General features: G+C 64.6%; 34 protein-coding genes and 7 tRNA genes. 20 read left to right on the forward strand and 21 right to left on the reverse strand.

Features of this window, described 5'->3' with window-relative positions; genetic code table 11:
- Positions 1–234 precede the first annotated feature (234 nt).
- From ACQ1W9_RS13245 to ACQ1W9_RS13255, 3 genes are all read right to left on the reverse strand, one after another.
- Positions 235–876, reverse strand: a complete 642-nt coding sequence (locus tag ACQ1W9_RS13245) for a DUF4760 domain-containing protein (RefSeq protein ID WP_431023797.1) — start codon at positions 874–876, stop codon at positions 235–237.
- Between the two features lie 240 nt (positions 877–1,116).
- Positions 1,117–1,560, reverse strand: a complete 444-nt coding sequence (locus tag ACQ1W9_RS13250) for a magnesium chelatase domain-containing protein (RefSeq protein WP_431023798.1) — start codon at positions 1,558–1,560, stop codon at positions 1,117–1,119.
- A gap of 16 nt (positions 1,561–1,576) precedes the next feature.
- Positions 1,577–1,987, reverse strand: coding sequence for a BRO-N domain-containing protein (locus tag ACQ1W9_RS13255; RefSeq protein WP_431023799.1), 411 nt, complete (start codon positions 1,985–1,987; stop codon positions 1,577–1,579).
- 172 nt (positions 1,988–2,159) lie between these two features.
- On the opposite strand from ACQ1W9_RS13255, the gene ACQ1W9_RS13260 reads away from it, so the two are divergent.
- The 15 genes from ACQ1W9_RS13260 (at position 2,160) to ACQ1W9_RS13330 (ending at position 8,457) form a co-directional block, all read left to right on the forward strand.
- Complete coding sequence (locus ACQ1W9_RS13260) at positions 2,160–2,510, forward strand: phage minor head protein (RefSeq protein WP_431023800.1); 351 nt, start codon at positions 2,160–2,162, stop codon at positions 2,508–2,510.
- 42 nt (positions 2,511–2,552) lie between these two features.
- A complete protein-coding gene (locus ACQ1W9_RS13265) occupies positions 2,553–2,888 on the forward strand; it encodes a hypothetical protein (protein ID WP_431023801.1) in 336 nt (111 codons plus the stop codon).
- Positions 2,889–3,106: 218 nt separating this feature from the next.
- Positions 3,107–3,289 (forward strand): hypothetical protein, encoded by a 183-nt coding sequence (locus tag ACQ1W9_RS13270; RefSeq protein WP_431023802.1) that lies wholly within the window; start codon positions 3,107–3,109, stop codon positions 3,287–3,289.
- Positions 3,279–3,671 (forward strand): DUF5681 domain-containing protein, encoded by a 393-nt coding sequence (locus ACQ1W9_RS13275; protein ID WP_431023803.1) that lies wholly within the window; start codon positions 3,279–3,281, stop codon positions 3,669–3,671. The genes ACQ1W9_RS13270 and ACQ1W9_RS13275 overlap by 11 nt, the downstream gene beginning before the upstream one ends.
- Complete coding sequence (locus tag ACQ1W9_RS13280; protein ID WP_431023804.1) at positions 3,668–3,901, forward strand: hypothetical protein; 234 nt, start codon at positions 3,668–3,670, stop codon at positions 3,899–3,901. Before ACQ1W9_RS13275 ends, ACQ1W9_RS13280 begins: the two co-directional genes overlap by 4 nt.
- Positions 3,894–4,067, forward strand: coding sequence for a hypothetical protein (locus ACQ1W9_RS13285; protein WP_431023805.1), 174 nt, complete (start codon positions 3,894–3,896; stop codon positions 4,065–4,067). The genes ACQ1W9_RS13280 and ACQ1W9_RS13285 overlap by 8 nt, the downstream gene beginning before the upstream one ends.
- Before the next feature lie 10 nt (positions 4,068–4,077).
- Positions 4,078–4,665 carry a hypothetical protein gene (locus tag ACQ1W9_RS13290; RefSeq protein ID WP_431023806.1) on the forward strand — a complete coding sequence of 196 codons (588 nt, stop codon included), beginning with the start codon at positions 4,078–4,080 and terminating at the stop codon, positions 4,663–4,665.
- Positions 4,666–4,690: 25 nt separating this feature from the next.
- Positions 4,691–4,915 carry a hypothetical protein gene (locus ACQ1W9_RS13295; RefSeq protein WP_431023807.1) on the forward strand — a complete coding sequence of 75 codons (225 nt, stop codon included), beginning with the start codon at positions 4,691–4,693 and terminating at the stop codon, positions 4,913–4,915.
- Positions 4,902–5,111: a hypothetical protein gene (locus tag ACQ1W9_RS13300; protein ID WP_431023808.1), complete on the forward strand. Its 210-nt coding sequence runs from the start codon at positions 4,902–4,904 to the stop codon at positions 5,109–5,111. The genes ACQ1W9_RS13295 and ACQ1W9_RS13300 overlap by 14 nt, the downstream gene beginning before the upstream one ends.
- Positions 5,095–6,456 (forward strand): lytic transglycosylase domain-containing protein, encoded by a 1,362-nt coding sequence (locus ACQ1W9_RS13305; protein ID WP_431023809.1) that lies wholly within the window; start codon positions 5,095–5,097, stop codon positions 6,454–6,456. Before ACQ1W9_RS13300 ends, ACQ1W9_RS13305 begins: the two co-directional genes overlap by 17 nt.
- Before the next feature lie 52 nt (positions 6,457–6,508).
- Positions 6,509–7,144: a hypothetical protein gene (locus ACQ1W9_RS13310; RefSeq protein WP_431023810.1), complete on the forward strand. Its 636-nt coding sequence runs from the start codon at positions 6,509–6,511 to the stop codon at positions 7,142–7,144.
- Between the two features lie 207 nt (positions 7,145–7,351).
- Positions 7,352–7,654, forward strand: a complete 303-nt coding sequence (locus tag ACQ1W9_RS13315; protein WP_431023811.1) for a hypothetical protein — start codon at positions 7,352–7,354, stop codon at positions 7,652–7,654.
- Complete coding sequence (locus ACQ1W9_RS13320) at positions 7,644–7,931, forward strand: hypothetical protein (RefSeq protein ID WP_431023812.1); 288 nt, start codon at positions 7,644–7,646, stop codon at positions 7,929–7,931. Before ACQ1W9_RS13315 ends, ACQ1W9_RS13320 begins: the two co-directional genes overlap by 11 nt.
- Complete coding sequence (locus tag ACQ1W9_RS13325) at positions 7,928–8,215, forward strand: hypothetical protein (protein ID WP_431023813.1); 288 nt, start codon at positions 7,928–7,930, stop codon at positions 8,213–8,215. The genes ACQ1W9_RS13320 and ACQ1W9_RS13325 overlap by 4 nt, the downstream gene beginning before the upstream one ends.
- 2 nt (positions 8,216–8,217) lie before the next feature.
- Positions 8,218–8,457 (forward strand): hypothetical protein, encoded by a 240-nt coding sequence (locus ACQ1W9_RS13330; protein ID WP_431023814.1) that lies wholly within the window; start codon positions 8,218–8,220, stop codon positions 8,455–8,457.
- Between the two features lie 96 nt (positions 8,458–8,553).
- Here ACQ1W9_RS13330 and ACQ1W9_RS13335 read toward each other — a convergent pair.
- From ACQ1W9_RS13335 to ACQ1W9_RS13410, 16 genes are all read right to left on the reverse strand, one after another.
- A tRNA-Ser gene (locus ACQ1W9_RS13335) sits at positions 8,554–8,641 on the reverse strand.
- A 129-nt stretch (positions 8,642–8,770) separates the two neighbouring features.
- A complete protein-coding gene (locus ACQ1W9_RS13340) occupies positions 8,771–9,268 on the reverse strand; it encodes a YiiD C-terminal domain-containing protein (RefSeq protein ID WP_431023815.1) in 498 nt (165 codons plus the stop codon).
- A gap of 1 nt (position 9,269) precedes the next feature.
- Positions 9,270–9,830: a nitroreductase family protein gene (locus tag ACQ1W9_RS13345; RefSeq protein WP_431023816.1), complete on the reverse strand. Its 561-nt coding sequence runs from the start codon at positions 9,828–9,830 to the stop codon at positions 9,270–9,272.
- Between the two features lie 72 nt (positions 9,831–9,902).
- The gene (gene queF / locus ACQ1W9_RS13350) at positions 9,903–10,739 is read right to left on the reverse strand and encodes an NADPH-dependent 7-cyano-7-deazaguanine reductase QueF (RefSeq protein ID WP_431023817.1); all 837 of its coding nucleotides are present in this window, start codon (positions 10,737–10,739) and stop codon (positions 9,903–9,905) included.
- Complete coding sequence (locus ACQ1W9_RS13355; RefSeq protein WP_346061973.1) at positions 10,736–11,509, reverse strand: ABC transporter permease; 774 nt, start codon at positions 11,507–11,509, stop codon at positions 10,736–10,738. The genes queF and ACQ1W9_RS13355 overlap by 4 nt, the downstream gene beginning before the upstream one ends.
- Positions 11,506–12,459 carry an ABC transporter ATP-binding protein gene (locus tag ACQ1W9_RS13360; RefSeq protein ID WP_346062045.1) on the reverse strand — a complete coding sequence of 318 codons (954 nt, stop codon included), beginning with the start codon at positions 12,457–12,459 and terminating at the stop codon, positions 11,506–11,508. Before ACQ1W9_RS13360 ends, ACQ1W9_RS13355 begins: the two co-directional genes overlap by 4 nt.
- A 103-nt stretch (positions 12,460–12,562) precedes the next feature.
- The gene (locus ACQ1W9_RS13365) at positions 12,563–13,726 is read right to left on the reverse strand and encodes an ABC transporter permease (RefSeq protein WP_431023818.1); all 1,164 of its coding nucleotides are present in this window, start codon (positions 13,724–13,726) and stop codon (positions 12,563–12,565) included.
- Between the two features lie 51 nt (positions 13,727–13,777).
- The gene (locus tag ACQ1W9_RS13370; RefSeq protein WP_431023819.1) at positions 13,778–14,971 is read right to left on the reverse strand and encodes an ABC transporter permease; all 1,194 of its coding nucleotides are present in this window, start codon (positions 14,969–14,971) and stop codon (positions 13,778–13,780) included.
- Entirely contained in the window at positions 14,964–15,950 is a 987-nt protein-coding gene (locus tag ACQ1W9_RS13375; RefSeq protein WP_431023820.1) for an HlyD family secretion protein, read from the reverse strand. The genes ACQ1W9_RS13370 and ACQ1W9_RS13375 overlap by 8 nt, the downstream gene beginning before the upstream one ends.
- Positions 15,947–17,248, reverse strand: a complete 1,302-nt coding sequence (locus tag ACQ1W9_RS13380) for a TolC family protein (protein ID WP_431023821.1) — start codon at positions 17,246–17,248, stop codon at positions 15,947–15,949. The genes ACQ1W9_RS13375 and ACQ1W9_RS13380 overlap by 4 nt, the downstream gene beginning before the upstream one ends.
- A gap of 416 nt (positions 17,249–17,664) precedes the next feature.
- Positions 17,665–17,739, reverse strand: a tRNA-Gly gene (locus ACQ1W9_RS13385).
- 21 nt (positions 17,740–17,760) lie between these two features.
- Positions 17,761–17,836 (reverse strand) — tRNA-Glu (locus ACQ1W9_RS13390).
- Positions 17,837–17,949: 113 nt separating this feature from the next.
- Positions 17,950–18,024: transfer RNA gene (locus ACQ1W9_RS13395), tRNA-Gly, on the reverse strand.
- A 31-nt stretch (positions 18,025–18,055) separates the two neighbouring features.
- A tRNA-Glu gene (locus tag ACQ1W9_RS13400) sits at positions 18,056–18,131 on the reverse strand.
- A gap of 97 nt (positions 18,132–18,228) precedes the next feature.
- A tRNA-Gly gene (locus tag ACQ1W9_RS13405) sits at positions 18,229–18,303 on the reverse strand.
- A gap of 29 nt (positions 18,304–18,332) precedes the next feature.
- Positions 18,333–18,408, reverse strand: a tRNA-Glu gene (locus ACQ1W9_RS13410).
- Positions 18,409–18,581: 173 nt separating this feature from the next.
- Between ACQ1W9_RS13410 and msrB the strand changes: the two genes are divergently transcribed.
- From msrB to htpX, 4 genes are all read left to right on the forward strand, one after another.
- Positions 18,582–18,983 (forward strand): peptide-methionine (R)-S-oxide reductase MsrB, encoded by a 402-nt coding sequence (msrB, locus tag ACQ1W9_RS13415; protein WP_431023822.1) that lies wholly within the window; start codon positions 18,582–18,584, stop codon positions 18,981–18,983.
- Positions 18,984–19,071: 88 nt separating this feature from the next.
- On the forward strand, positions 19,072–20,028 hold the full coding sequence (ylqF, locus tag ACQ1W9_RS13420) for a ribosome biogenesis GTPase YlqF (protein ID WP_431023823.1): 957 nt from the start codon (positions 19,072–19,074) through the stop codon (positions 20,026–20,028).
- Between the two features lie 55 nt (positions 20,029–20,083).
- Positions 20,084–21,322, forward strand: coding sequence for a pyridoxal phosphate-dependent aminotransferase (locus ACQ1W9_RS13425; protein ID WP_431023824.1), 1,239 nt, complete (start codon positions 20,084–20,086; stop codon positions 21,320–21,322).
- Between the two features lie 144 nt (positions 21,323–21,466).
- Positions 21,467–22,369: a protease HtpX gene (gene htpX / locus ACQ1W9_RS13430; protein WP_431023825.1), complete on the forward strand. Its 903-nt coding sequence runs from the start codon at positions 21,467–21,469 to the stop codon at positions 22,367–22,369.
- Between the two features lie 150 nt (positions 22,370–22,519).
- Here the strand turns inward: htpX and pdxB are convergent, their stop codons facing one another.
- Positions 22,520–23,680, reverse strand: coding sequence for a 4-phosphoerythronate dehydrogenase PdxB (pdxB, locus tag ACQ1W9_RS13435; RefSeq protein WP_431023826.1), 1,161 nt, complete (start codon positions 23,678–23,680; stop codon positions 22,520–22,522).
- Between the two features lie 95 nt (positions 23,681–23,775).
- On the opposite strand from pdxB, the gene ACQ1W9_RS13440 reads away from it, so the two are divergent.
- Positions 23,776–24,057: a hypothetical protein gene (locus tag ACQ1W9_RS13440; RefSeq protein ID WP_146804483.1), complete on the forward strand. Its 282-nt coding sequence runs from the start codon at positions 23,776–23,778 to the stop codon at positions 24,055–24,057.
- 249 nt (positions 24,058–24,306) lie between these two features.
- Here the strand turns inward: ACQ1W9_RS13440 and ACQ1W9_RS13445 are convergent, their stop codons facing one another.
- The gene (locus ACQ1W9_RS13445) at positions 24,307–24,642 is read right to left on the reverse strand and encodes a glutaredoxin family protein (RefSeq protein ID WP_431023827.1); all 336 of its coding nucleotides are present in this window, start codon (positions 24,640–24,642) and stop codon (positions 24,307–24,309) included.
- Positions 24,643–24,769 lie beyond the last annotated feature (127 nt).

The raw sequence follows: 24,769 nt of genomic DNA on the forward strand, positions 1-24,769 counted from the left end.
TCAGTATAAAAAGATAAATATCACGAGTACTGTTGAGGCCATGCCGCTGAAAGAGGTGTAAGACTGTCCCTATGAGAACAACATTCGCAATGAGCGCCGCTAGTTTCAGAGCCTGGTTCATATCGCCCTCGTTCGCTATTCCATGAGTTTCCTTGGACACACGACAGCTAATCCTCTATAGGGGTGCAAGGATACGCGGCGTCAGTATTGGCGGAGGTGATGCGGAAGGAGGGGCTAGTCCTGGGTGTGTCTTGTTTCGCTATTCCCGTCCAAGTAATGTGATGCGTCATCCTTACGAGTCACAAAACAACAATCAGAACCATCAAAAATATCTCCCGTCCTTTGTCTGTCCCAGGCCGTAGCGAACTTCTCTAACTTTTGAAATAGACGATGATTTTTTGGTGATCGTTCCCTACAGTCCTTGACGTAGTCTTCAACGTCTCGCCAGTCGCCCACCACAGTATTTCTCATGTATTGAAACAAAAAAAGCTCATCAATTGTGTCTTCTGACATGCCCACACACAACAGCTCCAAATGATTCAAATACATATCCACATACAGCTCTTCTTCTTTGTCTCTATTCGACTTCCCTTTTTTATCTTTCACTAAAGACATGAACCCCCGTCCATCGCGGACATCTTGAAAAACCTCCGCAGCCTTTAGGAATGCCGCGTCACTTTCCAAGCGGAACAGCACATCAAGAGTCGCTCTCTTCCTTGCAATCCTTCGCTGAGTATTGATTGCTCTCCAGCTCGCGAAAAAAGCAAACACCGCCGACAAAAAAATTGCCAGCGGTGAAAGCCATGGATAGAAGGAGGCTGCTCCCCCTCCGATTTCTAAAGACTCAAGAGCCTTTAGAAACTGTTCTTCAGACACCTTTCCTCTCTTCAGTCATCTGTTTCATAGCGCCCCTCCTCTCTCTGGTTAGTAGCTCTGGTGTAGGTGTCGCGTGGAGCGTTTTTAACATAGCTCGCTGGCTAGCGATGCGCAACGCACTCGCCGTAAACGCGCAAAATTATCGACGTTCAACGATACCCGAAGCGAGCCCCTAGTGTCCACAGCCCTCCCTGATCAACACATAACTATATGATATTAAAGAAATTATACAATCAGTCTTCAAAACCATGATATGAGCAGGTTATGCCCACCGGCGGCGGCCACCTCCAGGGCCCGGCGTGCCTGATGCTGGCCACGCACCTCGGCCAGGTCGGCGACCTCGAGATGGCCCGGGACGGGCCGGCTGGTGGGCTGTGGCGTCAGTGGCTCACGCCCCCAGAGATGGGCGGCCACCTCCAGCAGATGCGCCGCCGGCAAGACTTCCAGGCCCTGCACCAGGGCCGCTTCGGCGGCATTCTCCCGGGGCAGGATCAATCGATGCCCGGCCTGCTTGGCCGCCAGGGCCGCCGGCAGCACCCCGCCGACCGGGCAGAGGCGACCGTCCAGGGCCAGCTCCCCCAGGCTCTCCACGCCACTCAGGGCGTCGGCGGGCAACTGGCCGGAGGCGTCTCGGTAGCTGCCCTCAAAGTTGAGGTGAGCGACCTCAAGCTCAACGAACGCCACGGCAGGCCTGGCCTGTTCAATCCTGCTGCTGTTCGATCTTCTCCGCCTGGTCGGCAGCCAGGCGCAGGGCGCCGGAGAGCGTGGTCGGCACCTCGAAGGAAGGCGTCACCTGATAGCCGCCTGTCCTTCTAATCGACGGGAGCACCTCGCCGGCTAACCACTTCTGGAAGGGCATCGCCTTGGGCTTGTCGCTGCGAGCGACGAAGAAATACAGCCCTTGTTCGGTTAGCGTTAGGACGGGCTGAGCGCCGCCAGGGGTCGGGATCGGTTCCCGACCCTTCCATTCCCCCGGCACATGACTGATGGCCTTGGCGACGTTGCTTGTGTCGCCGTACTCAAGAGCCAGCATCACGTCCTTGGCGACAAATATCGGCTCGCCGTCGTCACCGTCACCGCTGGCCACCTGGGCGCAGATGGCCGACGGCACGTTAACGCTGGAGGACGTGGCCGAGATGCATCAAGTCATCAAGGCCGTTTCGGATGCGCAGAAGCGGCCCGATTGAGGCGAGAGAAGATATGTTAGAGTCTCTCCTGGGGCGCACCCACCCGGATCACCTCTAGGGTGCGTGGCAAGGGATAAAGCTCAGGAGGTGGTAGGTATGCTTAGTCGAATATGGCGACTCATCACCAGGGGCAGCTCAGTGGCTCCATCAGCAGAGGCGCCCGAGCCGCGCGCGGAGCGGCATCAAGATGAGCGAAAGAGGCAAGCCGCCAAGCAGAAAGAAAAACAAGTGTCTGCCGGCATTACGCACTATCGATGGTCCTCCGCAGGCGATGAGCGAGTGTGCGAGAATTGCAGAGCGAACGACGGCAAAATCTTCAGCTGGAACGACCCACCCCAAACCGGCCACCCCGGCGAAGTCAAATGCTGCACCGAGAAGTCGGGCTGCCGATGCGTTGCCGCTCCTTTATTGCCCTGGGAGGTTGAGGAAAGCCAGCGCAAACGATAGGCATCATTGAGGATGGAAAATTGCTCTTTCGTAGGAGGGATGATGGAAACACTGGGTAGGGTCTTGCTGTTGGCCGCTCTGGCCATACTTTACTTCGGGTTCACCATGGACGTGACCACTTCTGGAAGCCGCATCGTGAACAGTGACCTGCTATCCCTAAGGGGGAGCATCATTACGCTCGGCGGCCTGATGATTGTGACATCGGCGGTTATGGTTGGGTTTGGTCAAATGATCGGACTGCACCGAGAATCGGTCATGACTCATGAGGAGCGTGTTGCTAAAGAGCAGCGGGCGGAAGGAAACAAGAAAGTCTCAAGGATCCTGCTAGGGGTGCTTGTTGCTTCTGCTATTGCTGGGAAAGTGTTTGGCCTCTGGTAGGTCATGAACGCCCCCATATATCCAAGGCCCAGCAACCGCGCTGGGCTTTTTTGTGCCACTCTCTCCTATGTGGCGGAAGCATAATCCGCCTATGGCCCTGTATCATCGCGACTCATGGCGTTTCAGCCATTCCAATCCAGCATACTACCCCACATAAACACGGGTTAATTCCGATAAATCTTCTATACTGTTCATAATAACAGTATGGGGATTTATCCATGCCTAGAACCAAAGGCAGCCGCAATATCAAGCCCACCAAGGCCGCGATTGACCACTATTACGAGCTGCTCCGCAACGCCGCTGATAAGGGTGACGTAACTGCCGCCGGCTGGCTGTGCCAGCTCGACCAGCATAGCCGGCACTGTTCAGAACAGCGGGAGAACAAGCGCAATGGCGTTTGAGAAAGGTCGGAGCGGCAATCCAAAGGGTCGACCACCTGGCCGCCCGGATCATCGTGCGAAGTGGCGAAAGGAGCTGGAGAAGCACGGTGACGACCTAGTGGCCAAAGCCGTAACAATGGCTCTGGCTGGTGACTCTCAAGCCCTGAAGCTGTGTATTGACCGTGCCATTCCCGCCTACCGCCCCACCACTGAACCTGTCCGCTTCGAGATGACTGGCGACACGCTTAGCGAGAAGGCGGAAAGCGTTCTTACTGCGATAGCGGATGGCTCAATACCGCCAGATTCAGGCAAGTCATTGCTCGATGCACTGGCTGGCATGTCGAAGATCGCCGAAATCGACGAGATAAGGCGCCGCCTGGATGCACTGGAGGCAGGTTCATGAACCAATCGATGTTGCGCCGCCTGGAATGGCTTGAGCGTCAGAAGCCCGCAAAGAGCAACAGGAAAGAAGTGCCGGTCAGTGAGGTTCACGCCTGGCTGAAAGAGCGCGGCTTCGATGAGCCAGCCCCCCGGGAGGGAGATACCGCGATGGGCTGGATTCGCAGTTTGTCGAAAGCGGCTATACGCGAGTTCTTAAATCACCACCCGGTAGGGAGGGAAAGGCATGCCTAACCGTGACACGTTCAAGCGCCTGGAAGTACTGGAAGGTCGTCAGAGTCAGATAAAGACTGCTAAGAAAACGCTGGATGACTTCTACGCCATGTCTGACGAAGAGCGTGAGCGAATGATGGCCCCTTTCTACCCGGGCAAAAGCCAAACCCATCACAACCGAAAGTGAGACGACACAGATGACCAAGACCCTCGAACAGATCAACGCTCGCCTCGTAGAGATCGATAACGAACTGGTAGAGCTTTCCGACATAGATTATGACAGCCAACTCAAGCAGGCCATCGTCAATGGCGACGACCCTGAACCCATTGAGGAAGCGCAGACCAAGACAGAGCGCCACCTCCGCCGCCTGCGCATCGAACATGAGACGCTGACCGAAATGCTGCCAGAGGCCAAACGCGCAGACGTACAGCCGCAGCTCGACGAGATCCAGGATAAGCATGCCGAGCAGATGAAGGAAGCTGCCAAGGTTGCCGCTGCCGCCTGCAAGAAGTGGGCAGGGTTGATGGCTGATCTAGAGCGCTACGAGGATATCCGTAACGAATCCGCCTCCTTGACCCGCGAAGCCATCAAGGTCGGCAACGAGGTAGACGCGCCTATTCCGGATATGGGGCATCCGCTGAGCATGAACCTCTCCGCTGCCCTAAAGGAAATGGAGCGCATCTCCAGTCGCTTCAACAAAACCGGCATCCCAGCCGGCCGCTTGCGTACCTCGACAAGCGACATCATCGGGCGCGGCGTGGAAGTGGACAAAGGCGCCGCGTAAATAGGAAGCCGAGGGAGATCATGCGATGAAGGCCGACATGCTGCGCCGACTGGAAGCTTTAGAGAAACGTGGAGCAACGCATAGCAGCAGCGACCCTCATCGTATGTACCACGAAGTAGCCAGCCTTGGCCTTGAAGTGCCGGAGCCGCAGCCAGGGGAAGACAAGCAAAAATGGCTGTCGCGAGTGCCTACGGCGACTCTCGAAGCCATTCTCGAATATGGAGATGCACACGGTTATGCAGATCACTAAACACCTTGGCGACCTCCTCCGGAAGCATGGCGAGGCCGCTATTCATGAGGTCGATCAACTCGCCGATGACGGCGATGGGCGGGCCCTGATGATCAATCTGTTGATTAGCTCGAACGACGCCTTACGGCTACGCATTCAGGCGCTAGAGGCCCGTCTCGATAAACTGGAGGGACGCAACAATGCCCGATGTCATTGATGAGCTGCTCGTCAGGCTGAAGCTTGATACTGACCGCCAGCAGTTCCAGCAGGCTGAATCCAACTTCGCCGTACTGCGCCGCGGGCTCATGGGGTTCGCCGGAGTGGCTACGACAGCCCTGGGTGGCGTGAGCGCCCTAACCACCAGCATGGCCAGGGATCGGCACATCTTCGCAGCCTCGGCTGAGGCGTTGAACATTTCCGCCGACTCAGCTGATCGCCTGGGCTTTGCGCTGGAGCAGGCAGGCGGGTCGGCTGACAACGCCATCTCTACGCTCAGGACCATGCGCGACCTGCGCGACCAGTTCCAGTTTGGTCAAGGCGCCCTGATCGACGCCTCGATGTTCGGCGTGGACGCCATGGCCATCTCCTCCGCCGAGAGTGAGTTGGAGGCACTCCTTGAGCTGAACCGTCAATTCCAGGGGCTCAGCGACACCCAGCGGAATCTCGCCCTTGAGACGCTGGGGCTGAGCGGAACCGGAATCCAGAACCTTCTCCGCGGCAGCCCTGGCGAATTCGAGAGCATGCTTGAATTGGCCGCCGAGCTTCGAACCCTGACTGAGGAGGAGGCTCGGATCAGCCGCGATTTGAGTAAAAGCATGGGTGAGCTGGGTCGAGCCATGGACGAGATAAAAGACGGGATGGTGGTGAGCTTTGCTCCCGGCCTGACCGAGGTCATCGACAGATGGGGCAATTTCCTTTCCGGAGAAGACACTGGATTCGATGACGAAGCCCATCGCCGCAGCCTGACAAGCCATGCTGGCCCGCCGCCTGAGGCATCCAACTCCGGCGGCGCCCGCACCAGGCCCAGCGCTAATACTCGCAACAGCATACTACGCGATGTTGAATTCCGGCGGGCTGTGGCTGCGGCTGAGCGAGATATCGGGGTGCCGCCCGGCCTCCTGTGGGCTCAGATTGGGCAAGAGAGCAACTACGACCCACGCGCCGTCAGTCATATGGGTGCTCGCGGCCTCGCCCAGATTATGCCCGACACCGAGCAGAGCCTAGAGGAGCGATTCGGTCGCGACCTTGACCCTTTCGACCCAATGGACGCGCTGATGATGCAAACCGAGGTGATGCGCGAGAACTTCGAGCGCTTCGGTAGCTGGGATGATGCATTGCGCGCCTACAACGCCGGCTGGGATCGCGACAGATGGAACAACCCCGAGACACTGGGGTACGTCCCTGGCGTCATGGGGAGGATGCAGGGAGGCGGCGCGATTCACCAGACGAATCACTTCCACATCTCCGGCAACAACCCTCGCGAAATAGCCGAAGAGGTGCAGCGCGAGATTGTGCGTACTGCCGATAACTCCCGACAGGACATGGCTAACGGGGTGTATTGATGGAAAGGCCCTATGATCACGCCTATCGGCTCGAGATGGAGGATGACGAGACATGAAGAAACTAGATGCAGCACCCGGGAGATGGATTCATCCAGGCGTGGATAGCCGCACCATCGCCGATCAGCGGCAGAGTGCTCGAGATGCTTTCCTCGCCAAGCGGTATGGAACTCACGATGCCATCGAAGATGCTTATCAGGCCGCCCAAGAGCGCAAAGCCAACGCCTGGAAGGACGATGCCCAAGTGAATAGAGATGCGGCACGTAATGAGTTTCTAGCCAAGCGGTATGGCACTACTGACAGCATCGAAAATGCTTGCGAAACCGCACAGGAACGCAACCACTCCGCCGCCATGGGTGGGCGCGTTGTTCGCGATGGCGAGCACGTTGTTGCCAGCATGGCAATCATGGATTCCGAGTCCGCATCAGAGGTGGAGCGTGGAGCGCGTGCGTTATCAGCTGTTCACGACGCCCAGGCGCAGCGCCAGGCGGCTCGCCAGGAGTGGATCGACCAACGCCAATCCCGCGCCGTTCTTGATGCTGCTTACAAGGCCGCGCAGGAACGTAAGGCCAATGCCTGGAAAGATGGCACTCAACACACGACGGGGGATACCCAAGTGCAAAGGGATGCTGCGTATCAAGAGTTTCTCGCCAAACGGCACGGCACCACTGACAGCAAGGAGGGAAAATAATGGCTAGCGTCTGTGGAGATCACTACAAGCTGACCCATGATCGTCGGTGCCAATTTGAGTCGGCCCCTGGCCGCCCAGAGCAGTCGCCAAAGCACCGCAACGAGCGGGCCGAGTCCTCCGCCGTTCGCAAGCTGCGCGAGCGTATGGGCAGGGTGCGGGTGTGAAGCTCTTGCCGCCCGCTTTCAACTCGACCAGTGAGGTGACGACATGCGCGATATCGAGCGCCGGCTGAAAGCCCTGGAGGAAAGCCGCTCGGGCACCCTGTACACCGCCGACAAGGACGAGGTGGAGGCTTTCATAGCCCTGTTCGCCTACGGCGCCGAGCACCTGACCTGGGAGCGCTACGACAGCGATAACCCGCACTTGGCCGAGGCAGTGAAAAGAGCGGCCTACCAAATGTCCAACGAGTGTCACGGCAGCATCCCCGGCTTGGAAGACCTCATACTCGAGCCGGCGCCGTGGAGCCTGGCTGCCCGAAGGGTCGACGAAGAGGGGCGCCATGATGGATGACAAGCACCGCAACCCAGACGGCACCTGGAACGGCGTTGGCGTGCTGTCAGACCTGACCGGCCTGCCCCGGGAGGAGGTCCAGTCGATCGCCGAGCGGGTGAAGGCGAACCTCGCACGCCTCGAAGCCTGCCCGTACCACGAGTTCGAGGCTATAGCCGCCAGCGAGGCGGGGCTCCGCTTGAGCCGGCGCCCGCGGTATCGCTGCCGGCACTGCGGCGGCGAGATCGACTCCACCGCCTACCACTGGCACGAGATGGGGAGGCGAGAGCGCCAATGAATCGGGAGATCCTGAAGCGTCTGGAGCGCCTGGAGATCAAGCACGGCGACGAACCCGGGCCCCTGGCCATCTTCATTGTGGTCAATGATATGAGCGCCCAGGGTAAAGGCGAGTCTCTAGAAGTGCTGGGCTGGAAGGAGAATTTCTGCACCGATGGCGTGCGGGTGATGCGTGAGCCCGGCGAGAGCGAGGAGGCTTGTGGCGAGCGTGCTGCCCACTTGGCTCGCGCCCAGCCTGGCAGAGACCCGCGCTCGGTACCCTGCCTATCTGCTATCACGGAGTGACCATGAGCCGCAGCATTTTCGACAGAGAGACGCGCGACGGAGCCGAGTACCGTGCCGACCGCCTGGAGCGAGAGCGCCACCGGATACACCGCCGGCTGACCTGGGCCGCACACCGCAGCGACCAACAAGCCGTCGCCTGGCTGGAGAAGCGCCTTGAGAAGCTGGAAGCTGAGCTGGCCGCTGATACCGCCCCAGGGCGAGCACCTGGCCGGCATGATCGGCACCGAATCCTCGAGCGATGACCAGACGCCCCACCTCAGGTGCCGTTTTTGGCATGTTGGGCGGGTTGTTGGATAAACGAAAAAACCAGCCGTAAGTGGCTGGTTTTCTTATGTTCGTGGCGGAGGGGGAGGGATTCGAACCCTCGAAGCCTTTCGACTTACACACTTTCCAGGCGTGCTCCTTCGACCACTCGGACACCCCTCCGCATTGTGGTTCTCGGGCTTCGGCGCGCGGCCTTTCGCTCAAGAACGGCGCGTATGTTATCGATATAAGTCTTCGATTGCAAGCCGTTTTTTGGAAAACCCGCGCGCCCCGGAGAGCCGTCGATGGGCGTCACGGGAGCACGACGTAGTCGCCGCGGGCCTCCAGGCAGAGGGTGTCGCCGCAATGGAGACGCTGCGCCAGGGCGAGGCGGCCGCGCCCCTTGGCGGCGAGGCGCTCGGCCAGTTGGGTCGGGCCATCGTGTCGCTCGGGGCGACACTCCAGGCGGTAGTCGCCGGTGACCGGGGCCAGGAAGCGCTGGCCGGCCTCGGCCACCACCACGTCCTGGGCGCGTCCCTGGCGACGCAACCAGAGGGTGGTCCAGCACCAGCCCAGCAGGGTGGCCTGGGCGCTCAGGGCGCCGCCGAAGCCGGTGCCCTTGTCGTTCAGGCTGGGCGCGAGCGCCAGCTCCCAGACCAGGGCCTCCCCCTCCCAGCGCATGGCGCGGATCCCCAGATGCCGGACCAGGGGAATCGCCTCCCCCAGCCAGGCCAGGAAGGCGTCCAGATCCTCGTCCTGCGACGACGGCGGCAGCGGCAGGCGCGGATGGGGTTGGCCCGGCAATCGCATGTCAGCTCCAGCGCTCGACGAAGTCGGCGGGGTCGCGGCTGGGCAGCGGCTTGTGGCGACCGGCCAGCTGGCCCAGGTAGATAAAGCCCACCAGCTCGTCCTCTTCATTGAGGCCCAGCCCCTTGTGCACGGTGGCATCGAAGGCGTAGTGGCCGGTGCGCCACATGGCCCCCAGGCCCTGGGCATAGGCCGCCAGCAGGATGCCCTGGGCGGCGCAGCCGGCGGAGATCACCTGCTCCAGCTTGGGTACCTTGGGGATGTCCGGACGCACCTTGGCGATCACCACGATGATCATCGGCGCCCGCTTGGGTTTCTTGCGGGCGGCGTCCAGGGCGGCGTCGTCGATATGCGGATCGGCGCGGTACTCCGCCTCGGCAAACAGCTCGCCCAGGCGGTCGAGCCCTTCGCCGGAGAACTCGATAAAGCGCCAGGGGGTGAGTTCCTTGTGGTCCGGCGCACGCAGGGCGGCGCGGTAGATCACCTCGAGCTGTTCGGGGCTGGGGGGCGGGCCCATCAGCTTGCCCATGGAGCTACGCTCGTGCAGCAGGGAAATGGCATCCATCCGCTCTGTCTCCAGATCCAATGAGAAAAGTTCTCGGTAGGCCTTGGCGGCCACTCTAGCACCGCCCGGGGCTTACTGTCGTGCCAGGCGCAGCGGCAGCGGCGGCGTCTCGCCGGGGGTGCCCCGCCAGGGGCTGATGTCCAGGCCGCCGCGGCGCACGTAGCGGGCCATCACCAGCAGCCGCTCGGGGCGGGCCCGGGCCAGCAGGTCGGTGAAGATATGCTCCACACAGTGCTCGTGGAAGTCCTGGTGCTGGCGATAGGAGATCAGGTAGCGCAACAGTCCCTCCCGGTCGAGGCGGGGGCCCCGGTAGCGGATCAAGACGCTGCCCCAGTCGGGCTGGCCGGTGACCGGGCAGTTGGACTTGAGCAAGTGGGAGTGGAGGGTCTCCTCGACGACCTCCTCCCCCACCACCAGGTGCTCGGCACTGGGGGTGTAGTCGTTGACCTCGATATCCAGGTCGTCGAGGCAGTCGCCGGGCAGCCGCTGCGGCGCCAGCGCCGTATCGTCCACGCCGAAGAGCTCCACCGTCACGGGGGCGCCGGCGGCGGCGGCCAGGTCGGCCTCGAGGGTCGCGATCAATGCCTCGCGGCTCTCGAGTCGGGTCTGGTTGAAGCTATTGAGGTAGAGCTTCCAGGACTTGGACTCGATCAGGTTCGGCGAGTCCGCCGGCAGCCGGAAGCGCGCCACGGCGACCACGGGCTTGCCACGAGCATTGAGCCAGGAGAGCTCGAAGGCGTGCCATTCGTCCTCGCCGACGAAGGGCAGTTGGCCCTCCTCGATCCCCAGGGGCGCGCGATTGGCGGCCCGGGGAATGGGATAGAGCAGCCCGGCGTCGTAGTGCTCCGGGTAGGCGGAGTCACGCCCCAGGGGGGCGTGCTCGAGGGTGTCGGGACGGTGCGTCGTCATGAGCGAATACCTTTACCGCGCTCCAGCATCCACAGGGCGATGGCGAAGAGCACCAGAATAAAACACAGGATGGCCGCCAGCGCCCAGCCCACGGGAATATCGGAGACGCCGAGGAAGCCGTAGCGGAACACATTGACCATATAGAGGATGGGGTTGAGCAGCGACACCCCCTGCCAGAAGCTCGGCAGCAGGGAGATCGAGTAGAAGACCCCGCCCAGGTAGGTCAGGGGCGTCAGCACGAAGGTGGGCACGATGGAGATATCGTCGAACTTGTCCGCCAGCAGGGCATTGATAAAGCCGCCGAGGGAGAACAGCGCCGCGGTCAGCACCACCACGGCGATGGTCAGCAGCGGATGCGCCACGCTCAGCCGGGTAAAGAACAGCGAGACGATGGTGACGATCACCCCCACGCCCAGGCCCCGGGCCATGCCGCCCAGCACGAAGCCGGAGAGGATCACCCAGTTGGGCATGGGCGAGACCATCATCTCTTCGATGCTGCGCTGGAACTTGTTGGAGAAGAAGCTCGAGGCCACGTTGGAGTAGCTGTTGGTGATCACCGACATCATGATCAGCCCCGGCACGATGAAGTCCATGTAGCCGAAGCCATCCATCTCGCCGATCCGCGAGCCGATCAGGCTGCCGAAGATGATGAAGTACATGGTCATGGTGATCGATGGCGGCAGCAGGGTCTGCGGCCAGATGCGGGTGAAGCGCTTGATCTCCTTGACCAGCAGGGTCCAGAGGGCGATGGCGATCTGCTGCGGACTCATGCCTGACCCTCCGCCTTGGCGGTGGCGGCATTGCCCTGCTCCACCATGGAGACGAACATCTCTTCCAGGCGGTTGGCGCGGTTGCGCATGGAGACCACCTCGATGCCGCGGTCGTTGAGGGCGGCGAAGACGTCATTCAAGCGCTGGCCGCGATGCACCGCCACCGCCAGTTGGGCCGGCTCGCTGAGGCTGACCTCGAAGCCCTCGACCGCGGGGGCCTCGGCCAGGGGGCGGGCCAGGTCGAGCAGGAAGGTCTCGGTGTCGAGCTCGGCGAGCAGCTCGCGCACGCCGGTGTTACGGATGATCTCGCCGTGGTTGATGATCGCCACGTTGCGGCAGAGGCTCTCCGCCTCCTCCAGGTAGTGGGTGGTCAAGATGATGGTGGTGCCCTCCTCCCGGTTGATGCGGCGCATGTAGTCCCACATGCTGCGGCGCAGTTCGATATCCACCCCGGCGGTGGGCTCATCGAGGATCAGCAGCCGGGGGCGGTGCATCAGGGCCCGGGCGATCATCAGCCGGCGCTTCATGCCTCCGGAGAGCATCCGGGCGCTGCCATTACGCTTGTCCCACAGCCCCAGGTCGCGGAGCAGCTCCTCGGCCCGGGGCAGCGCCTCGCGGCGCGGCATGCCGTAATAGCCGGCCTGGGCCAGGACGATATCGATCACCTTCTCGAACTGGTTGAAGTTGAACTCCTGGGGCACCACGCCCAGGTGGTACTTGGCGCGGGCGAAGTCGCGATCGATATCGGTGCCGAAGATCTCGACCTTGCCGTCGCTCTTCTGCACCAGGGAGCTGACCACCCCCAGGGTGGTGGACTTGCCCGCGCCATTGGGGCCCAGCAGGGCGAAGAAGTCACCCTCGGCCACCTCCAGGTCGATGCCCTTGAGGGCCTGGAAGCCGTTGGCGTAGACCTTGGTCAGGCCGCGTATGGACAGGGCCGGTATGGACAGGGCCGATTCGGCCATTACACTCACCTTCTGGAAAATGATTAGGCGACAAATAATGCGGGCAATCGCGGCGATTGCAACAGCATCGCTCCTGAACGCGCTCCGGTTAAGCGTCGGGAGCCGCATCGGCGGCTAAGGGGCCACCGGGCAGTCGGGCATAGCGCCACGCCCCCAGGGGCACCGCCACCAGGGCCAGGCCCAGCAGCACCCACAGCTCTCGGCTGACCTGGCCCAGCCCCACGCCCATCTGATTGAGCGCCACCAGCCCCTGGATACCGGCGGTGCTGGGCAAAAGCCAACGCAGCCATACCAGCGGCTCCGGCAGCGCCTCCACCGGCCAGGAGTAACCGGCCAGGAAGAGCATGGGGATGGAGGTGGCCAGCAGCAGCTGCAGCCCCCGCTCGCGGGTATCGAAGGCACTGGCCAGCAGCAGGGCCAGGGCCGAGACGCACAACGAAAAGACCACCGAGAAGAGCAGCGTGGGCCCGAGGGTACCGGCCAGGGGGTAGTCCTGGAAGCGGGTCACCCCCTCGAAGTAGTAGAGGCAGTTGATCACCCCCACGCTGGTAAAGGCGGCCAGCATGCCACCATAACCCAGGGGAGACTGACCGAGGCGCCCCCGCTCGGCCCGGCTGCCGATGATCAAGGTGATCCCCATCAGCAGGGTCTGCTGGATGATCAGCACCATCACCGCCGGCACCACATAACTGCCGTAACCCTCGGCGACATTATACAGGGCCCGGGCCTCGAGCCGAACCGGGGCATGGCCCGCCTCGGCCTGCCAGCTGGCCTGTCCTTGCCCCAGCAGGCGCTGGCGGGTGACCCCGGCCCCCAGGGTCGCCGCCACCTGGCTGACCCCGGTCAGGACCTTGCTGCCGGCCAGCAGGTAGCCCTCATGGCTGGCCACCTGCAGTTCGGCCTGGCGACCGCTCAGCAGCTCGCCATGGAAGCCTTCGGGAATCACCACCAGCCCCATCACCTCGCCGCGCCATAGCGCCTCTTGCAGGGCGGCGGGCTCGCCGCCCAGGCGCTCCACGTCCAGGACCGGCAGTGCCTCCAGCCAGCGCACCAGGGTCCGCGAGCTGGGGCTCAGGTCCCGGTCGACCACCGCCACCGACACCGACTCCACCTGCTCGTAACGATAGGGCAAGGGGTAGAAGAGCGAATAGACCACCCCGGCCACGAAGAGCAGCATAAGGGCGCCCTTGTCGGCGCCGATCTCCCGCCAGACGGCGGCATAGGCCTGCCATAGCGCACGCACGCTAGTCATCGCACCTCCCGGGCATAGGAGCCGGCCTAGCCATCACGGATCGCCAGGGCATCATCGACTCCCCCAGGCCTCGGGCAGGAAGCCGCGCCGGGCCAGCAGCCAGGCGCCGATGCCCAGCGGCAGCGCCCCCATCAGGGCCAGGATGGCCAAAGGCTCCCAGGCCAGGGCAATGGGGCTGGCGGCCAGCCAGATCCGGTTGTAGAGCTCCAGCCAGTAGGTGAGGGGCAGCAGGGAGGCCCAGGCCTGGGCGAAGGCCGGCATGGCCACCAGCGGGAAGGCCTGGCCGGAGTAGGCGAAGGCCGGCGCGGCCAGAAAGCCCGCCAGGCTCAGCCCCATGCGCATATTGCGGGTGGCGGCCACCAGCAGCACCCCGAAGGCCAGCGAGGCGATCACCAGCAAGGCCATGCCGAGCAGCACCACCATCACGCTGCCCCGGATCGGCGAGCCCCGCAGCCCGGCGAACACCAGGATAAAGAGCGCCCCCAGGGCCAGGTAGAGCAGCAGATAGGGCAGCAGCTTGCCGACCAGGGCCGCCGTCAGGGAGCCCCCGGCGCGGTGTCGCCAGCTCACGGCGGTGCCGTCGCGCAGCTCGCGCCCCACCGCGGAGACGCCGGCCACCATGACCAGGATCTGCAGCACCGCCGGCAACAGGGTCGCCGCCAGGAAGACCTCGTAGTCGGGGCCTCGATCATCCAGGGTGTCGCGATGCACTCGGATCGGCTGGGCGGTGGCGGGGGCCGCCGCCGGCTGAGGCCCCCGGGCCAGGCGCTGGGTGACCCCGGCCACCGAGAGCGCCGCCACCGCCGCCTGCACCTCCCGGACCACCTGGGAGGCGTGGGTCAGGAACTGGGCGTTGTGCTCGAGGACCAGGGTCGCCTGCTGCCCTCGGGCCAGCTCGGCGGAGGTGCCGGCGGGAATCCATAGCACCCCATAGGCACGACGCGCCTCGAGCCAGGGCTGCGCCGCCTGGCGTTGCTCCAGCCGGGCCACCACCCGCACCCCCGGCATGGCATCCATCAGGCGACCCGCCGAGCGGGAAAACTGGCTGGCGTCCTCGTCGACGATCACCAGGGGCAGCTCCCGGGGCTGGCCGGCGGAGAAGATCCACCACACCAGGCCACCGATCAGCAGCGGCAGCCACAGCAGCAGGAAGCGGTCGCCGCGGCTGCGGCCCCAGAAGCGCAGTTCGCGGCGCGCCACCGCCAGGGTGCCGTAGCGCGGGGGGCGGCCGTCGCGCCTAGTCATCGACGGCGACGATCACGGTCATGCCGGCACGCAGCCCCGCCACCGGCGCCTCGGGACGCGCCTCCACCTGGAAGGTGCGCAGGTCATAACCGGGGGTGCCGCGCACCTGGCGCCAGGTGGCGAAGTCGGGCAGCGGATTGAGGCGCGTCACGCGAAAGCTCAGCCGCTCTCCCAGGGCGGGTACCTCGCCTTCCAGGCGGGTCCCCACGGCGAAGCCGGAGAGGCGTTCCTCGCGAACATGGAACACCACCCACTGATCCTCGGGGTCGACCAGGGTCACCACCGGGAAGCCCGCCGGCGCCAGCTCGCCGACATGGATCAGCAGCTCCGCCACCTCGCCGTCGATGGGTGCGACCACCCGGGTTTCGGCCCGGGCCGCCTCCACCTCCTCCACGGCGGCGGCGGCCTGGCGACTCTGGGCCTGGGCGGCGCGGCGCTGCTCGCTGCGCGCGCCCTCCAGGGCCATCTGGTAGCGCGCCTCGGCGGCCCGCGCCTGCTGCTGGCTGGCGCGCCATTGGGTGCGGGCCTCGTCAAACTGCTGGGCGGCGATCAGCCCCTCGGCGTGCAACGGCCGCAGCCGCTCGAAGCTGGCCGCCGCCAGCTCCGCCTGCACCAGGGCCCGCTGCCAGTCGAGGCGCGCCATCTCCACCTCTTCGTCACGCGGGCCGGCCTCGGCCTCGTCGGCCAGGGCCCGGGCACCATCCCGGGCGGCCTCGGCCTGCCCCAGGCGCGCCCGTACCTCGGGGCTGTCGATCTCGAAGAGCGGGTCGCCGGCGCCGACCCGGTCGCCCTCCCGCACCGGGGTCTGGCTGACCCGGCCGGCGATCTTGGCGGCCACGCGAATCTCGCGCAGCTCCACCTCGCCGTGTAGGTATTCCGGGTCGCGATGCCCACCGAGCCAGAGCACCGCGCCGATCGACAGGGCCACCAGTGCCAGGGCGGCGAGGCCATTCAGGGTCACACGGGTACTCGCCTTCATGGGGCGGCTCCTTCGCAACTGACGGAAGAGGTGAGATCCAGGAAATCATCGATCTCGCCCAGCAGACCGGCAGTGGTCAGCAGATCGAGCATGGCGCCGGCATAGTCATAGGCGGCCTGGGCCCGCTGGACGCCACTGCGGGCCACGCCCAGGTGGGCCTCGGTGACATCCAGGGAAGTGCTCAGGCCGGCACGGAAGGAGGCATCCTGGAGGCGGGCATTCTCCTCGGCCAAGACCAGGTCCCGGCCCAGCAGGACATACTGTTCCTGGTGCTGAAGCACGCCGCGGTAGGCGCTCTCGCTGGCCAGGGTGAGGTCCTGATGGGCCTGGGCGGTCAGCTCGCGCACCTGAACCCGGCGCGCCTGGGCGGAGTCGACGGCGCTAGCCCGGTCGAGGCCGGTGGTCAGTGCCCACTTGACGCCCAGGCCGGCGACCCAGTCGGGCTCGGTGAGGGGGGTGGCCTCGCGGTTGAGCTCGTAGCTGCCGAAGGCGAAGAGCTCCGGCAGCCATTCGCTCTGTTCGATGCGCACCTGCTGGGTGGCCTGTTCACCCCTGGCCTCGAGAACGGCCAACTGCGGGTGCGCCCCCAGGGCCTGGGTCACGAAAGACTCCACCGGCCAGTCGGGACGGCGGGGTTCGGGCAGGGGCGTGGTCAGACAGCCGAGGGCATCCGTGGCCAGCATATTGGCCAGGGCGGCCCGCAGGTCGGCAAGAATTCTCTGTGATTGCACCAGATCACGGCGGGCCTCGTCCCGGGCCACCTCCGCCTGGAGTCGGGCCAGCCGGTTGACCAGTCCCTGCTCCTCGAAGCGTCGGGCCCGATGCACATGGGCTTCCAGGGTCTCCAGGGCGGCCTCGCGCACCGCCATGACCTGGGTCGCCGCCTGGATGGCGAAGTAACGGTCGAGCATCTGGCGGGTCAGTTGGGCCTCGGCCTGGCGCAACTCGCCCTCGGACTGGGCCTCGCGGGCCCCGGCCTGGCGTTGGGCGGCGTCGATGCGCCCGCCCGTATAAAGGGGCCACTGGAGCTGAACGCTGGAGCGTACCCCGGTGCGCTCGATATCCGCCTCCAGGGTGCGATTGAGCAGGGCCAGGTCGAACTCCAGCTGTTTGCCATAGGCCACGCCGGCCACCGTCAGATCGATACGTGGTTCGCGTAGCCGGCGGGTCGCCTGGCGCTGCTGGTGCCAAGCCTCGCGGTCGGCGCGCTGGGCCGCCAGAGCATGGGAGCGTTCCGCCAGCTGCTGGCGCGCCTCATCGAGGCTAAGCGCCTGGGCTGGCGTGGCTGGAAACGCCATCAGGCACAACAGGATCACAGGATGGAATGGAGATCGCCGGCACCGGCCCTGCTGCTCTCCCCTTCCCTGGGTAAGCGTCAGAAAGCTCATGGGATTCCCTTATGAAGCCGCTAAGGGACTATAGCATGAGGGTATTCGAGGGAAATCAGGGGGAGGTAAACGACAACCATAAAAAAACCGCCTAAGCGCTGGGCTTGGCAGTTCCTTGAGATATCGATTGGAGCGGGAAACGAGATCGACCGGGCTGGCGCACCGGCTCGTGACCCGAGTCTTGGCCGTACAAGCAAAAAAACCACCTAGGCAATTGCCTGGCGGCTTCTTTAGACAGATCGATTGGAGCGGGAAACGAGATCGACCGGGCTGGCGTACCAGCTCGTGACCCGAGTCTTGGCTCTCAAAATCCTTGGAGGATCGATTGGAGCGGGAAACGAGATTCGAACTCGCGACCCTCGCCTTGGCAAGGCGATGCTCTACCACTGAGCTATTCCCGCTAATCATCGATGTGTGCGAAGTGGCGTCCCATAGGGGGTTCGAACCCCTGTTACCGCCGTGAAAGGGCGGTGTCCTAGGCCACTAGACGAATGGGACGCAGTAGCTTTTCAGCTGCTTCCAGACCGAAGCCTGGAGCGGGAAACGAGATCGACCGGGCTGGCGTACCAGCTCGCGACCCTGTGCCGCCGCTTCATTACCAGGCCGAAGCCTGGAGCGGGAAACGAGATTCGAACTCGCGACCCTCGCCTTGGCAAGGCGATGCTCTACCACTGAGCTATTCCCGCTGATGCTTGCTTCGCCTCGGATGGATCGAAGTGGCGTCCCATAGGGGGTTCGAACCCCTGTTACCGCCGTGAAAGGGCGGTGTCCTAGACCACTAGACGAATGGGACGCAATAGCTTGTAAAAGCTGGAGCGGGAAACGAGATCGACCGGGCTGGCGTACCAGCTCGCGACCCTGTGCCGCCGCTTCATTACCAGGCCGAAGCCTGGAGCGGGAAACGAGATTCGAACTCGCGACCCTCGCCTTGGCAAGGCGATGCTCTACCACTGAGCTATTCCCGCTTTTTCAATCATCCTGCCACGTCGAGGAGTGGCGTCCCATAGGGGGTTCGAACCCCTGTTACCGCCGTGAAAGGGCGGTGTCCTAGACCACTAGACGAATGGGACGCTGCCTTGCCTCGTCGAGGTGGCGCGTATATTACTGAGCGGGTCCTAGGGTGTCAAGCCTCTGGTTAAGCGCCAATTTTTGGCCTCGAGAAGCTACCCTATAGATGGGGCCATCGGCCGCCCCCGACCCTGCCGCCCCGCGGCGGCGACCGGCAGCAGCCAGAGAGGACGCCATGCGCAAGAAGATCGAGAAGAGTGACGCCGAATGGCGCAGCCAACTCACCCCCGAGCAGTTCCATGTGACCCGCGAGAAGGGCACCGAGCCGCCCTTCAGCGGCGACTACCGGATCAACGATGCCCAGGGCATCTACCACTGCGTCTGTTGTCATGCTCCCCTGTTCGAGAATGAGCACAAGTTCGATGCCGGCTGTGGCTGGCCCAGCTTCGACCGCCCCCTCGGCAAGTCATCGGTGGAGGAGCATCCGGACACTACCCACGGCATGGTGCGCACCGAGGTGGTCTGTGCCCACTGCGATGCTCACCTGGGGCATGTCTTCGAGGATGGCCCCGCCGAGAGCACCGGGCTGCGCTACTGCATCAATTCGGTGGCCATCAGTTTCCATGAAGGGGAATAGTCTCCAGAGGCGCTGAGTTGAAGCAGCGCCGACGGCCGTTCATCTGCTAAGATGAACGGCCGTTTTTTCTGCCCAGGAGACACGCATCATGCTCGGCTGGTACCCGGGACACATGCACAAGGCGCGCCGCCAGATCACCGAGGCCCTGCCCGAGATCGACGTGGTACTGGAAGTGCTCGATGCCCGCCTGCCCTACTCCAGCGCCAACCCCATGCTGGCCGAACTGACCCAGCACAAGCCGGTGCTCAAGCTGCTGTCCCGGGCCGATCTGGCCGACCCGGCACGCACCCAGGAGTGGGTCGACTATTTCGATGGCCTGCCGGACACCCGCGCCCTGGCGGTGACCACCACCCAGGCCCGGGAGCTCAAGGGCATCCCCAAGCTGTGTCATGTCCTGGCCGGCCAGGTACGCGCCGACCGCGATGTGCGGGTCATGGTGATGGGCATTCCCAACGTGGGAAAATCGACCTTGATCAATGGCCTGGCGGGCCGCAAGATCGCCAAGACCGGTAACGAGCCGGCGGTCACCAAGCGCCAGCAGAAGGTGCGCATCGATGGCCGGGTGGCGCTGATCGACACCCCGGGGGTGCTGTGGCCGAAGATCGAGGATCAGGCCAGCGCCTTCCGCCTGGCCGCCAGCGGCGCCATTCGCGATACCGCCATCGACTATGTGGAGGTGGCCATCGTCACCGCGGCGGAGCTGGCCAAGCGCTATCCCGAGGCCCTGACAAGCCGCTACAAGCTCAAGGCCCTGCCCGCCTATGCCGCCAACCCGGAGGCCGAGGCAGTGGATGCCGATGGTCCCCGTCGCCTCGACCTGCTGGCCCTGGCCGGTTTCGATGGCCATGCCATCCTCACCGAGATCGCCGCCAAGCGCGGTGGCCTGCGTCCCGGTGGCGAGGTGGACCTGCACCGCGGTGCCGAGGTGCTGCTGCATGAGCTACGCGCCGGCAAGCTGGGTCGCCTGAGCCTGGAGACCCCGGCGGATATCCCCCCGGAGCCGGCCGCCGAGGACGAGACGCCGGACTCGCCAACAGATTCCTAGATGACAACGCTCGGGGGCGTCGCGCCCCCGACTGGACAGCGGATTCCCAACGCCCATGGACACCCCCACCCCGATCAAGAAGTCACACAAGCTGCATAACGTCTGCTACGACATCCGCGGCCCGGTGCTCGACCATGCCAAGCGCCTGGAAGAGGAAGGCCAGCGGGTGCTCAAGCTGAATATCGGCAACCCCGCGCCCTTCGGCTTCGAGGCCCCGGAGGAGATCCTCCAGGACGTGATGCGCAACCTGCCCACCGCCCAGGGGTACTGCGACTCCAAAGGGCTCTATTCAGCGCGCAAGGCGATCATGCAGGAGTGCCAGCGCAAGCAGATTCCCCATGTCGGCATCGAGGACGTCTATATCGGCAACGGGGTCTCCGAGCTGATCGTGATGGCCATGCAGGCGCTGCTCAACGACGGCGACGAGGTACTGATCCCGGCCCCCGACTATCCGCTATGGACCGCCGCCGCCAACCTGGCCGGCGGTCGCGCCGTGCACTACCTGTGCGACGAGCAGGCGGACTGGGCCCCGGACCTGGAGGATATCCGCGCCAAGGTGACCGGCCATACCCGGGCCATCGTGATCATCAACCCCAACAACCCCACCGGCGCCGTCTACCCGCCGGAGGTGGTCAGGGAGATCCTGGAGATCGCCCGGGAGCACGACCTGATCGTGTTCTCCGACGAGATCTACGACAAGATCCTCTACGACGGGGTGGAGCACGTCTCCACCGGGGCCCTGGCCGGCGACGACCAGCTGGTGGTGACCCTCAACGGCCTCTCCAAGAGCTACCGCTGCGCCGGCTTCCGCTCCGGCTGGATGATCCTCTCCGGCCAGGTGGCCATGCAGCGCGCCGCCGACTTTATCCAGGGCATCAATATGCTGGCGTCGATGCGCCTGTGCGCCAATGTGCCGGCCCAGCACGCCATCCAGACGGCGCTGGGCGGCTACCAGTCGATCAACGACCTGATCCTGCCCGGCGGGCGCCTGCTGGCCCAACGCGATATCACCGTGGAGAAGCTCAACGCCATCCCCGGGGTCAGCTGCGTCAAGCCCAAGGGCGCCCTCTACGCCTTCCCGCGCCTGGACCCGGCGGTCTATCCCATCGCCGACGACGAGAAGCTGGTGCTGGACCTGCTGCTGCAGGAGAAGATCCTGCTGGTGCAGGGCACCGCCTTCAACTGGCCGGCGCCGGACCATGTGCGCATCGTCACCCTGCCGTGGGCCGATCAGTTGGGCGACGCCCTGGATCGCTTCGCGCGCTTCCTGGAGCGCTACCGCAAGGGGCTGTAGCACGGGACGCCGAACCAGCGAGCTAACGGCTTGAAAGCGCACTTGAAACCCGCCGCCAAAGGCCGTATCTAATCGTCATTGCTTTTCCCGGGCGGCGACATGCCGCCGCCCTCTGAGGTTGCCACTCCTACGGAGATTCCCCCGATGATGAGAATCCTGCTCTTCCTGGGCACCAACCTGGCGGTGATCGTCGTCGCCAGCATTACCCTGAGGCTGCTGGGCGTCGAGCCCTACCTCAACGCCCAGGGCATCAACTTCAACAGCCTGCTGATCTTCTGCTTTATCTTCGGCATGGCCGGCTCGATGGTCTCGCTGTTCATCTCCAAGTGGATGGCCAAGCGCGGTACCGGCACCGTGATCATCGAGACCCCCTCCAATGCCACCGAGAAGTGGCTGCTGGACACCGTCGAGGAGCTCTCCCGGGAAGCCGGCATCAAGACGCCGGAGGTGGGCATCTTCCCCGCCCAGCAGTCCAACGCCTTCGCCACCGGCTGGAACAAGAACGACGCCCTGGTGGCGGTCTCCGCCGGCCTGCTCAACCGCATGCGTCCCGAAGAGGTCCGCGCGGTGCTGGCCCACGAGATCGGCCACGTGGCCAACGGTGATATGGTCACCCTGGCGCTGATCCAGGGGGTGGTGAACACCTTCGTGATGTTCTTCGCCCGGGTCGTCGCCCACCTGGTGGATCAGTTCCTGAAGAGCCGCACCGATGGCGAGGGCCTCGGCTTCATGGGCTACTTCGCGGTGGTGATCGTCGCCGAGATCGTCTTCGGCATCATCGCCTCGGCGGTGGTGGCCTGGTTCTCGCGTTTCCGGGAGTACCGCGCCGACGCGGCGGGGGCCCGGCTGGCCGGCTCCGGGGCCATGATCAACGCCCTGGCCCGCCTCAAGGCCGAGACCGAGCTGCCCGACCAGATGCCGGACACCCTGACCGCCTTCGCCATCACCACCGGCCGGACCCGCAAGGTCATGGAGCGGCTCTTCGCCAGTCACCCGCCGCTGGATGATCGTATCCGCGCGCTCAAGGAAGCCGCCTATCGCCAGTAACTGCCAACCGGGGCGGGTCCGGCTATCGTCACCCGCCCCTTTCCACCGGCCCGACCGTAGCCGCGCGCTCAAGGAAGCCGCCTATCGGCAGTAAGGCATCTATCGACTCAACAACGCAATCGGGCCCGCCAATGGCGGGCCCGATTGCGTTCAGGTGAGCTCGACGCGGAAGCCGGCGCCTTCGAGCCAGGGGGCTAGCTCGGCGGCGCCCTCCCGCAGCGCCACCGTCAGGGTGGCGAACTCGCGCCGCAAGGGGTAATCGGCCCGGTAACCGTCGAAGCCACGGGCCATGCCCCGCTCGCGGGCGAAGCGCGCCAGCCCCAGGGCGTCGCGTCGCGGGTCATAGCAGGCACGGATACAGAGCCGCAGGGCGTCCCAGGGACTCAGGCCGGCGTCCAGGGTCAGGCGAGGCAGGGCCGGTGGCGGCAGCAGGCTAGCCAGCTTGCGCCGGGCCGGCAGGCCAAAGTGATGCATGGCGGCAACATAGACCTGATGGGTGCCACGCAGCTTGCCATCCAGGCTATAGCCCGCCACATGGGGGGTGGCCAGATCGGCCGCCCGCCACAGGGCCGCGTCGATGGCGGGCTCGCCCTCCCAGACATCCAGCAAGGTGATCAGGTCGCCCCGTGCCGCCAGGCGCGCCTTCAGCGCCTCGCCATCCAGGCAGTCGCCACGCCCGGCATTGAGCAGCCAGGTGCCCGGGCGCAGGGCCGCCAGGCGCCGCGCATCGAGCAGGTGGTGGGTGGCATGGGACCCGCCCCGCACCAGGGGCGTATGCAGGCAGAGCACGTCGCAGCGCTCGATCAGGGTCTCCAGGTCGTGGAAGCCCTCGCCGCCCTCCGCCTCGGCCCGGGGCGGGTCGCAGCACAGCACCTCGATGCCCAGGGCCGTCAGGCGCGCGGCCAGGCGCCCGCCCACCTGGCCGACCCCGACGATACCCACCCGGCGCTTCTCGAGCTCCTGGCCTTCCCGCTCCGCCGCCCAGGTCAGGGCCGCCAGCACATAGTCCACCACCGCCTCGGCATTGCAGCCCGGGGCGCTGCTGAAGCCGATACCGCGCTCAGACAACGCCTGCCGGTCGATATGGTCGGTGCCGATGGTGCAGGTGCCCACGAAACGCAGCCGCGGCGCTTGGTCCAGCAGGGCCCGGTCGACTCGGGTAATGGAGCGGGTGATCAATACCTCGGCCTCGGCCAGCGCCTCGGGGGCGATGTCGCGGCCGGGCAGGCGCTGGACCTCACCCAGCTCGCCGAAGCAGGCCTCGGCGGCGGGAATATTGGCGTCCACGATGATCCGTCGGGGGGCAGGCATGCATGACTCCTGGGGATGGCTTGTTCATGGGAGGCAGGTCGCTACAATAGCAGCTTCGCCCCACCGGGGCCCCCTCGCCGCCACCAGGAGCCGCCGTGATCGTCCGCTGGGAAAGTGACCATGACTATGTGCTGATCCATATCCACCAGGACATGTTCGGTGACTGGATCTTCAGCCGCGCCTGGGGGCAGATCGGCACCCAGTTCGGCGGCCTCAAGCACCAGCTGGCCGAGGATCATGACCAGGCGATGATGTGGCTCGACGACGAGGCCACCATCCAGCGCTCCCGGGGCCTGCACAAGGTCCTCGAGGTGCAGGCCGACTCCCCCGAGGGCCAGGACGCCGTGCGCCAGCTCTCGCTGCTGGATAACGCCTGACGGACGCTTGCACAACGCCTATGTAGGGTCGGCCTCCGGGAAGTAGGCGAGCGATTTCGCCGGGACGCCGACGCGCAGCGAGCCAAGCAGCGGCGATCGACAGGGATGTCGATCGAGAACGTGCGCGTTTGCGATCGGCGAGAGGGACCTCGATCCGATTCGTCGCGTCGCGCGGCTCGCGCAGCGTCGGGGTTTCGTCCCGGGGCAAGCGAGCCACCTTGCCCGGAGGCCCCCTTCCCTATCCTGTGGTCAGCCCAAGTAACGCCGGCCGTGGCGGATCTGTGCATCGACGGGCTCGGCCGATGGGGCCGGAGCCTGCAGCTGCCGCCAGGCGGCCTCGTCGAGCCAGCCCCGGGCGGCCAGCCAGGCCGCCAGCCGCGGGGCCTCGAAGCCGCGATCCAGCTCCTCGCCATCCTCCGCCACCAGCACCGGGATGCGCACCCCATAGCGCTCCACCAGGGCGTCATCCTCGCTGATCTCGACCCGTTCGAGGGCGTATTCCACCGAGCAGAGCCTCGCCAGCAGCGCCTCGAGCGCCTCGCAGAGATGACAGCCCAGGGTGGTATAGAGCCGTAGTCGGATCATGCGCCCTCCCTCCGGCGCTCTTCTCCCCGATGGCGAATCAGAAAGACGTGGTGAAGGTCGGGGTTTCGGGTGCCAGATAAAGAGCGGGTCGAAGGTCTCATGCCGTTGGCCCTCCCCGATGGCGAAT

Source organism: Halomonas sp. H5, assembly GCF_050613175.1.
Taxonomy (GTDB): domain Bacteria; phylum Pseudomonadota; class Gammaproteobacteria; order Pseudomonadales; family Halomonadaceae; genus Bisbaumannia; species Bisbaumannia salifodinae.

What these genes read in the sequence shown, in the direction of transcription:
- ACQ1W9_RS13260 (WP_431023800.1), top strand. Translation starts at nt 2,160, where the DNA reads ATGCTTAGTCGAATATGGCGACTCATCACCAGGGGCAGCTCAGTGGCT.
- ACQ1W9_RS13265 (WP_431023801.1), top strand. Translation starts at nt 2,553, where the DNA reads ATGGAAACACTGGGTAGGGTCTTGCTGTTGGCCGCTCTGGCCATACTT.
- ACQ1W9_RS13270 (WP_431023802.1), top strand. Translation starts at nt 3,107, where the DNA reads ATGCCTAGAACCAAAGGCAGCCGCAATATCAAGCCCACCAAGGCCGCG.
- ACQ1W9_RS13275 (WP_431023803.1), top strand. Translation starts at nt 3,279, where the DNA reads ATGGCGTTTGAGAAAGGTCGGAGCGGCAATCCAAAGGGTCGACCACCT.
- ACQ1W9_RS13280 (WP_431023804.1), top strand. Translation starts at nt 3,668, where the DNA reads ATGAACCAATCGATGTTGCGCCGCCTGGAATGGCTTGAGCGTCAGAAG.
- ACQ1W9_RS13285 (WP_431023805.1), top strand. Translation starts at nt 3,894, where the DNA reads ATGCCTAACCGTGACACGTTCAAGCGCCTGGAAGTACTGGAAGGTCGT.
- ACQ1W9_RS13290 (WP_431023806.1), top strand. Translation starts at nt 4,078, where the DNA reads ATGACCAAGACCCTCGAACAGATCAACGCTCGCCTCGTAGAGATCGAT.
- ACQ1W9_RS13295 (WP_431023807.1), top strand. Translation starts at nt 4,691, where the DNA reads ATGAAGGCCGACATGCTGCGCCGACTGGAAGCTTTAGAGAAACGTGGA.
- ACQ1W9_RS13300 (WP_431023808.1), top strand. Translation starts at nt 4,902, where the DNA reads ATGCAGATCACTAAACACCTTGGCGACCTCCTCCGGAAGCATGGCGAG.
- ACQ1W9_RS13305 (WP_431023809.1), top strand. Translation starts at nt 5,095, where the DNA reads ATGCCCGATGTCATTGATGAGCTGCTCGTCAGGCTGAAGCTTGATACT.
- ACQ1W9_RS13310 (WP_431023810.1), top strand. Translation starts at nt 6,509, where the DNA reads ATGAAGAAACTAGATGCAGCACCCGGGAGATGGATTCATCCAGGCGTG.
- ACQ1W9_RS13315 (WP_431023811.1), top strand. Translation starts at nt 7,352, where the DNA reads ATGCGCGATATCGAGCGCCGGCTGAAAGCCCTGGAGGAAAGCCGCTCG.
- ACQ1W9_RS13320 (WP_431023812.1), top strand. Translation starts at nt 7,644, where the DNA reads ATGATGGATGACAAGCACCGCAACCCAGACGGCACCTGGAACGGCGTT.
- ACQ1W9_RS13325 (WP_431023813.1), top strand. Translation starts at nt 7,928, where the DNA reads ATGAATCGGGAGATCCTGAAGCGTCTGGAGCGCCTGGAGATCAAGCAC.
- ACQ1W9_RS13330 (WP_431023814.1), top strand. Translation starts at nt 8,218, where the DNA reads ATGAGCCGCAGCATTTTCGACAGAGAGACGCGCGACGGAGCCGAGTAC.
- ACQ1W9_RS13340 (WP_431023815.1), bottom strand. Translation starts at nt 9,268, where the DNA reads ATGCGATTGCCGGGCCAACCCCATCCGCGCCTGCCGCTGCCGCCGTCG.
- ACQ1W9_RS13345 (WP_431023816.1), bottom strand. Translation starts at nt 9,830, where the DNA reads ATGGATGCCATTTCCCTGCTGCACGAGCGTAGCTCCATGGGCAAGCTG.
- queF (WP_431023817.1), bottom strand. Translation starts at nt 10,739, where the DNA reads ATGACGACGCACCGTCCCGACACCCTCGAGCACGCCCCCCTGGGGCGT.
- ACQ1W9_RS13355 (WP_346061973.1), bottom strand. Translation starts at nt 11,509, where the DNA reads ATGAGTCCGCAGCAGATCGCCATCGCCCTCTGGACCCTGCTGGTCAAG.
- ACQ1W9_RS13365 (WP_431023818.1), bottom strand. Translation starts at nt 13,726, where the DNA reads ATGACTAGCGTGCGTGCGCTATGGCAGGCCTATGCCGCCGTCTGGCGG.
- ACQ1W9_RS13370 (WP_431023819.1), bottom strand. Translation starts at nt 14,971, where the DNA reads ATGACTAGGCGCGACGGCCGCCCCCCGCGCTACGGCACCCTGGCGGTG.
- ACQ1W9_RS13375 (WP_431023820.1), bottom strand. Translation starts at nt 15,950, where the DNA reads ATGAAGGCGAGTACCCGTGTGACCCTGAATGGCCTCGCCGCCCTGGCA.
- ACQ1W9_RS13380 (WP_431023821.1), bottom strand. Translation starts at nt 17,248, where the DNA reads ATGGCGTTTCCAGCCACGCCAGCCCAGGCGCTTAGCCTCGATGAGGCG.
- msrB (WP_431023822.1), top strand. Translation starts at nt 18,582, where the DNA reads ATGCGCAAGAAGATCGAGAAGAGTGACGCCGAATGGCGCAGCCAACTC.
- ylqF (WP_431023823.1), top strand. Translation starts at nt 19,072, where the DNA reads ATGCTCGGCTGGTACCCGGGACACATGCACAAGGCGCGCCGCCAGATC.
- ACQ1W9_RS13425 (WP_431023824.1), top strand. Translation starts at nt 20,084, where the DNA reads ATGGACACCCCCACCCCGATCAAGAAGTCACACAAGCTGCATAACGTC.
- htpX (WP_431023825.1), top strand. Translation starts at nt 21,467, where the DNA reads ATGATGAGAATCCTGCTCTTCCTGGGCACCAACCTGGCGGTGATCGTC.
- pdxB (WP_431023826.1), bottom strand. Translation starts at nt 23,680, where the DNA reads ATGCCTGCCCCCCGACGGATCATCGTGGACGCCAATATTCCCGCCGCC.
- ACQ1W9_RS13445 (WP_431023827.1), bottom strand. Translation starts at nt 24,642, where the DNA reads ATGATCCGACTACGGCTCTATACCACCCTGGGCTGTCATCTCTGCGAG.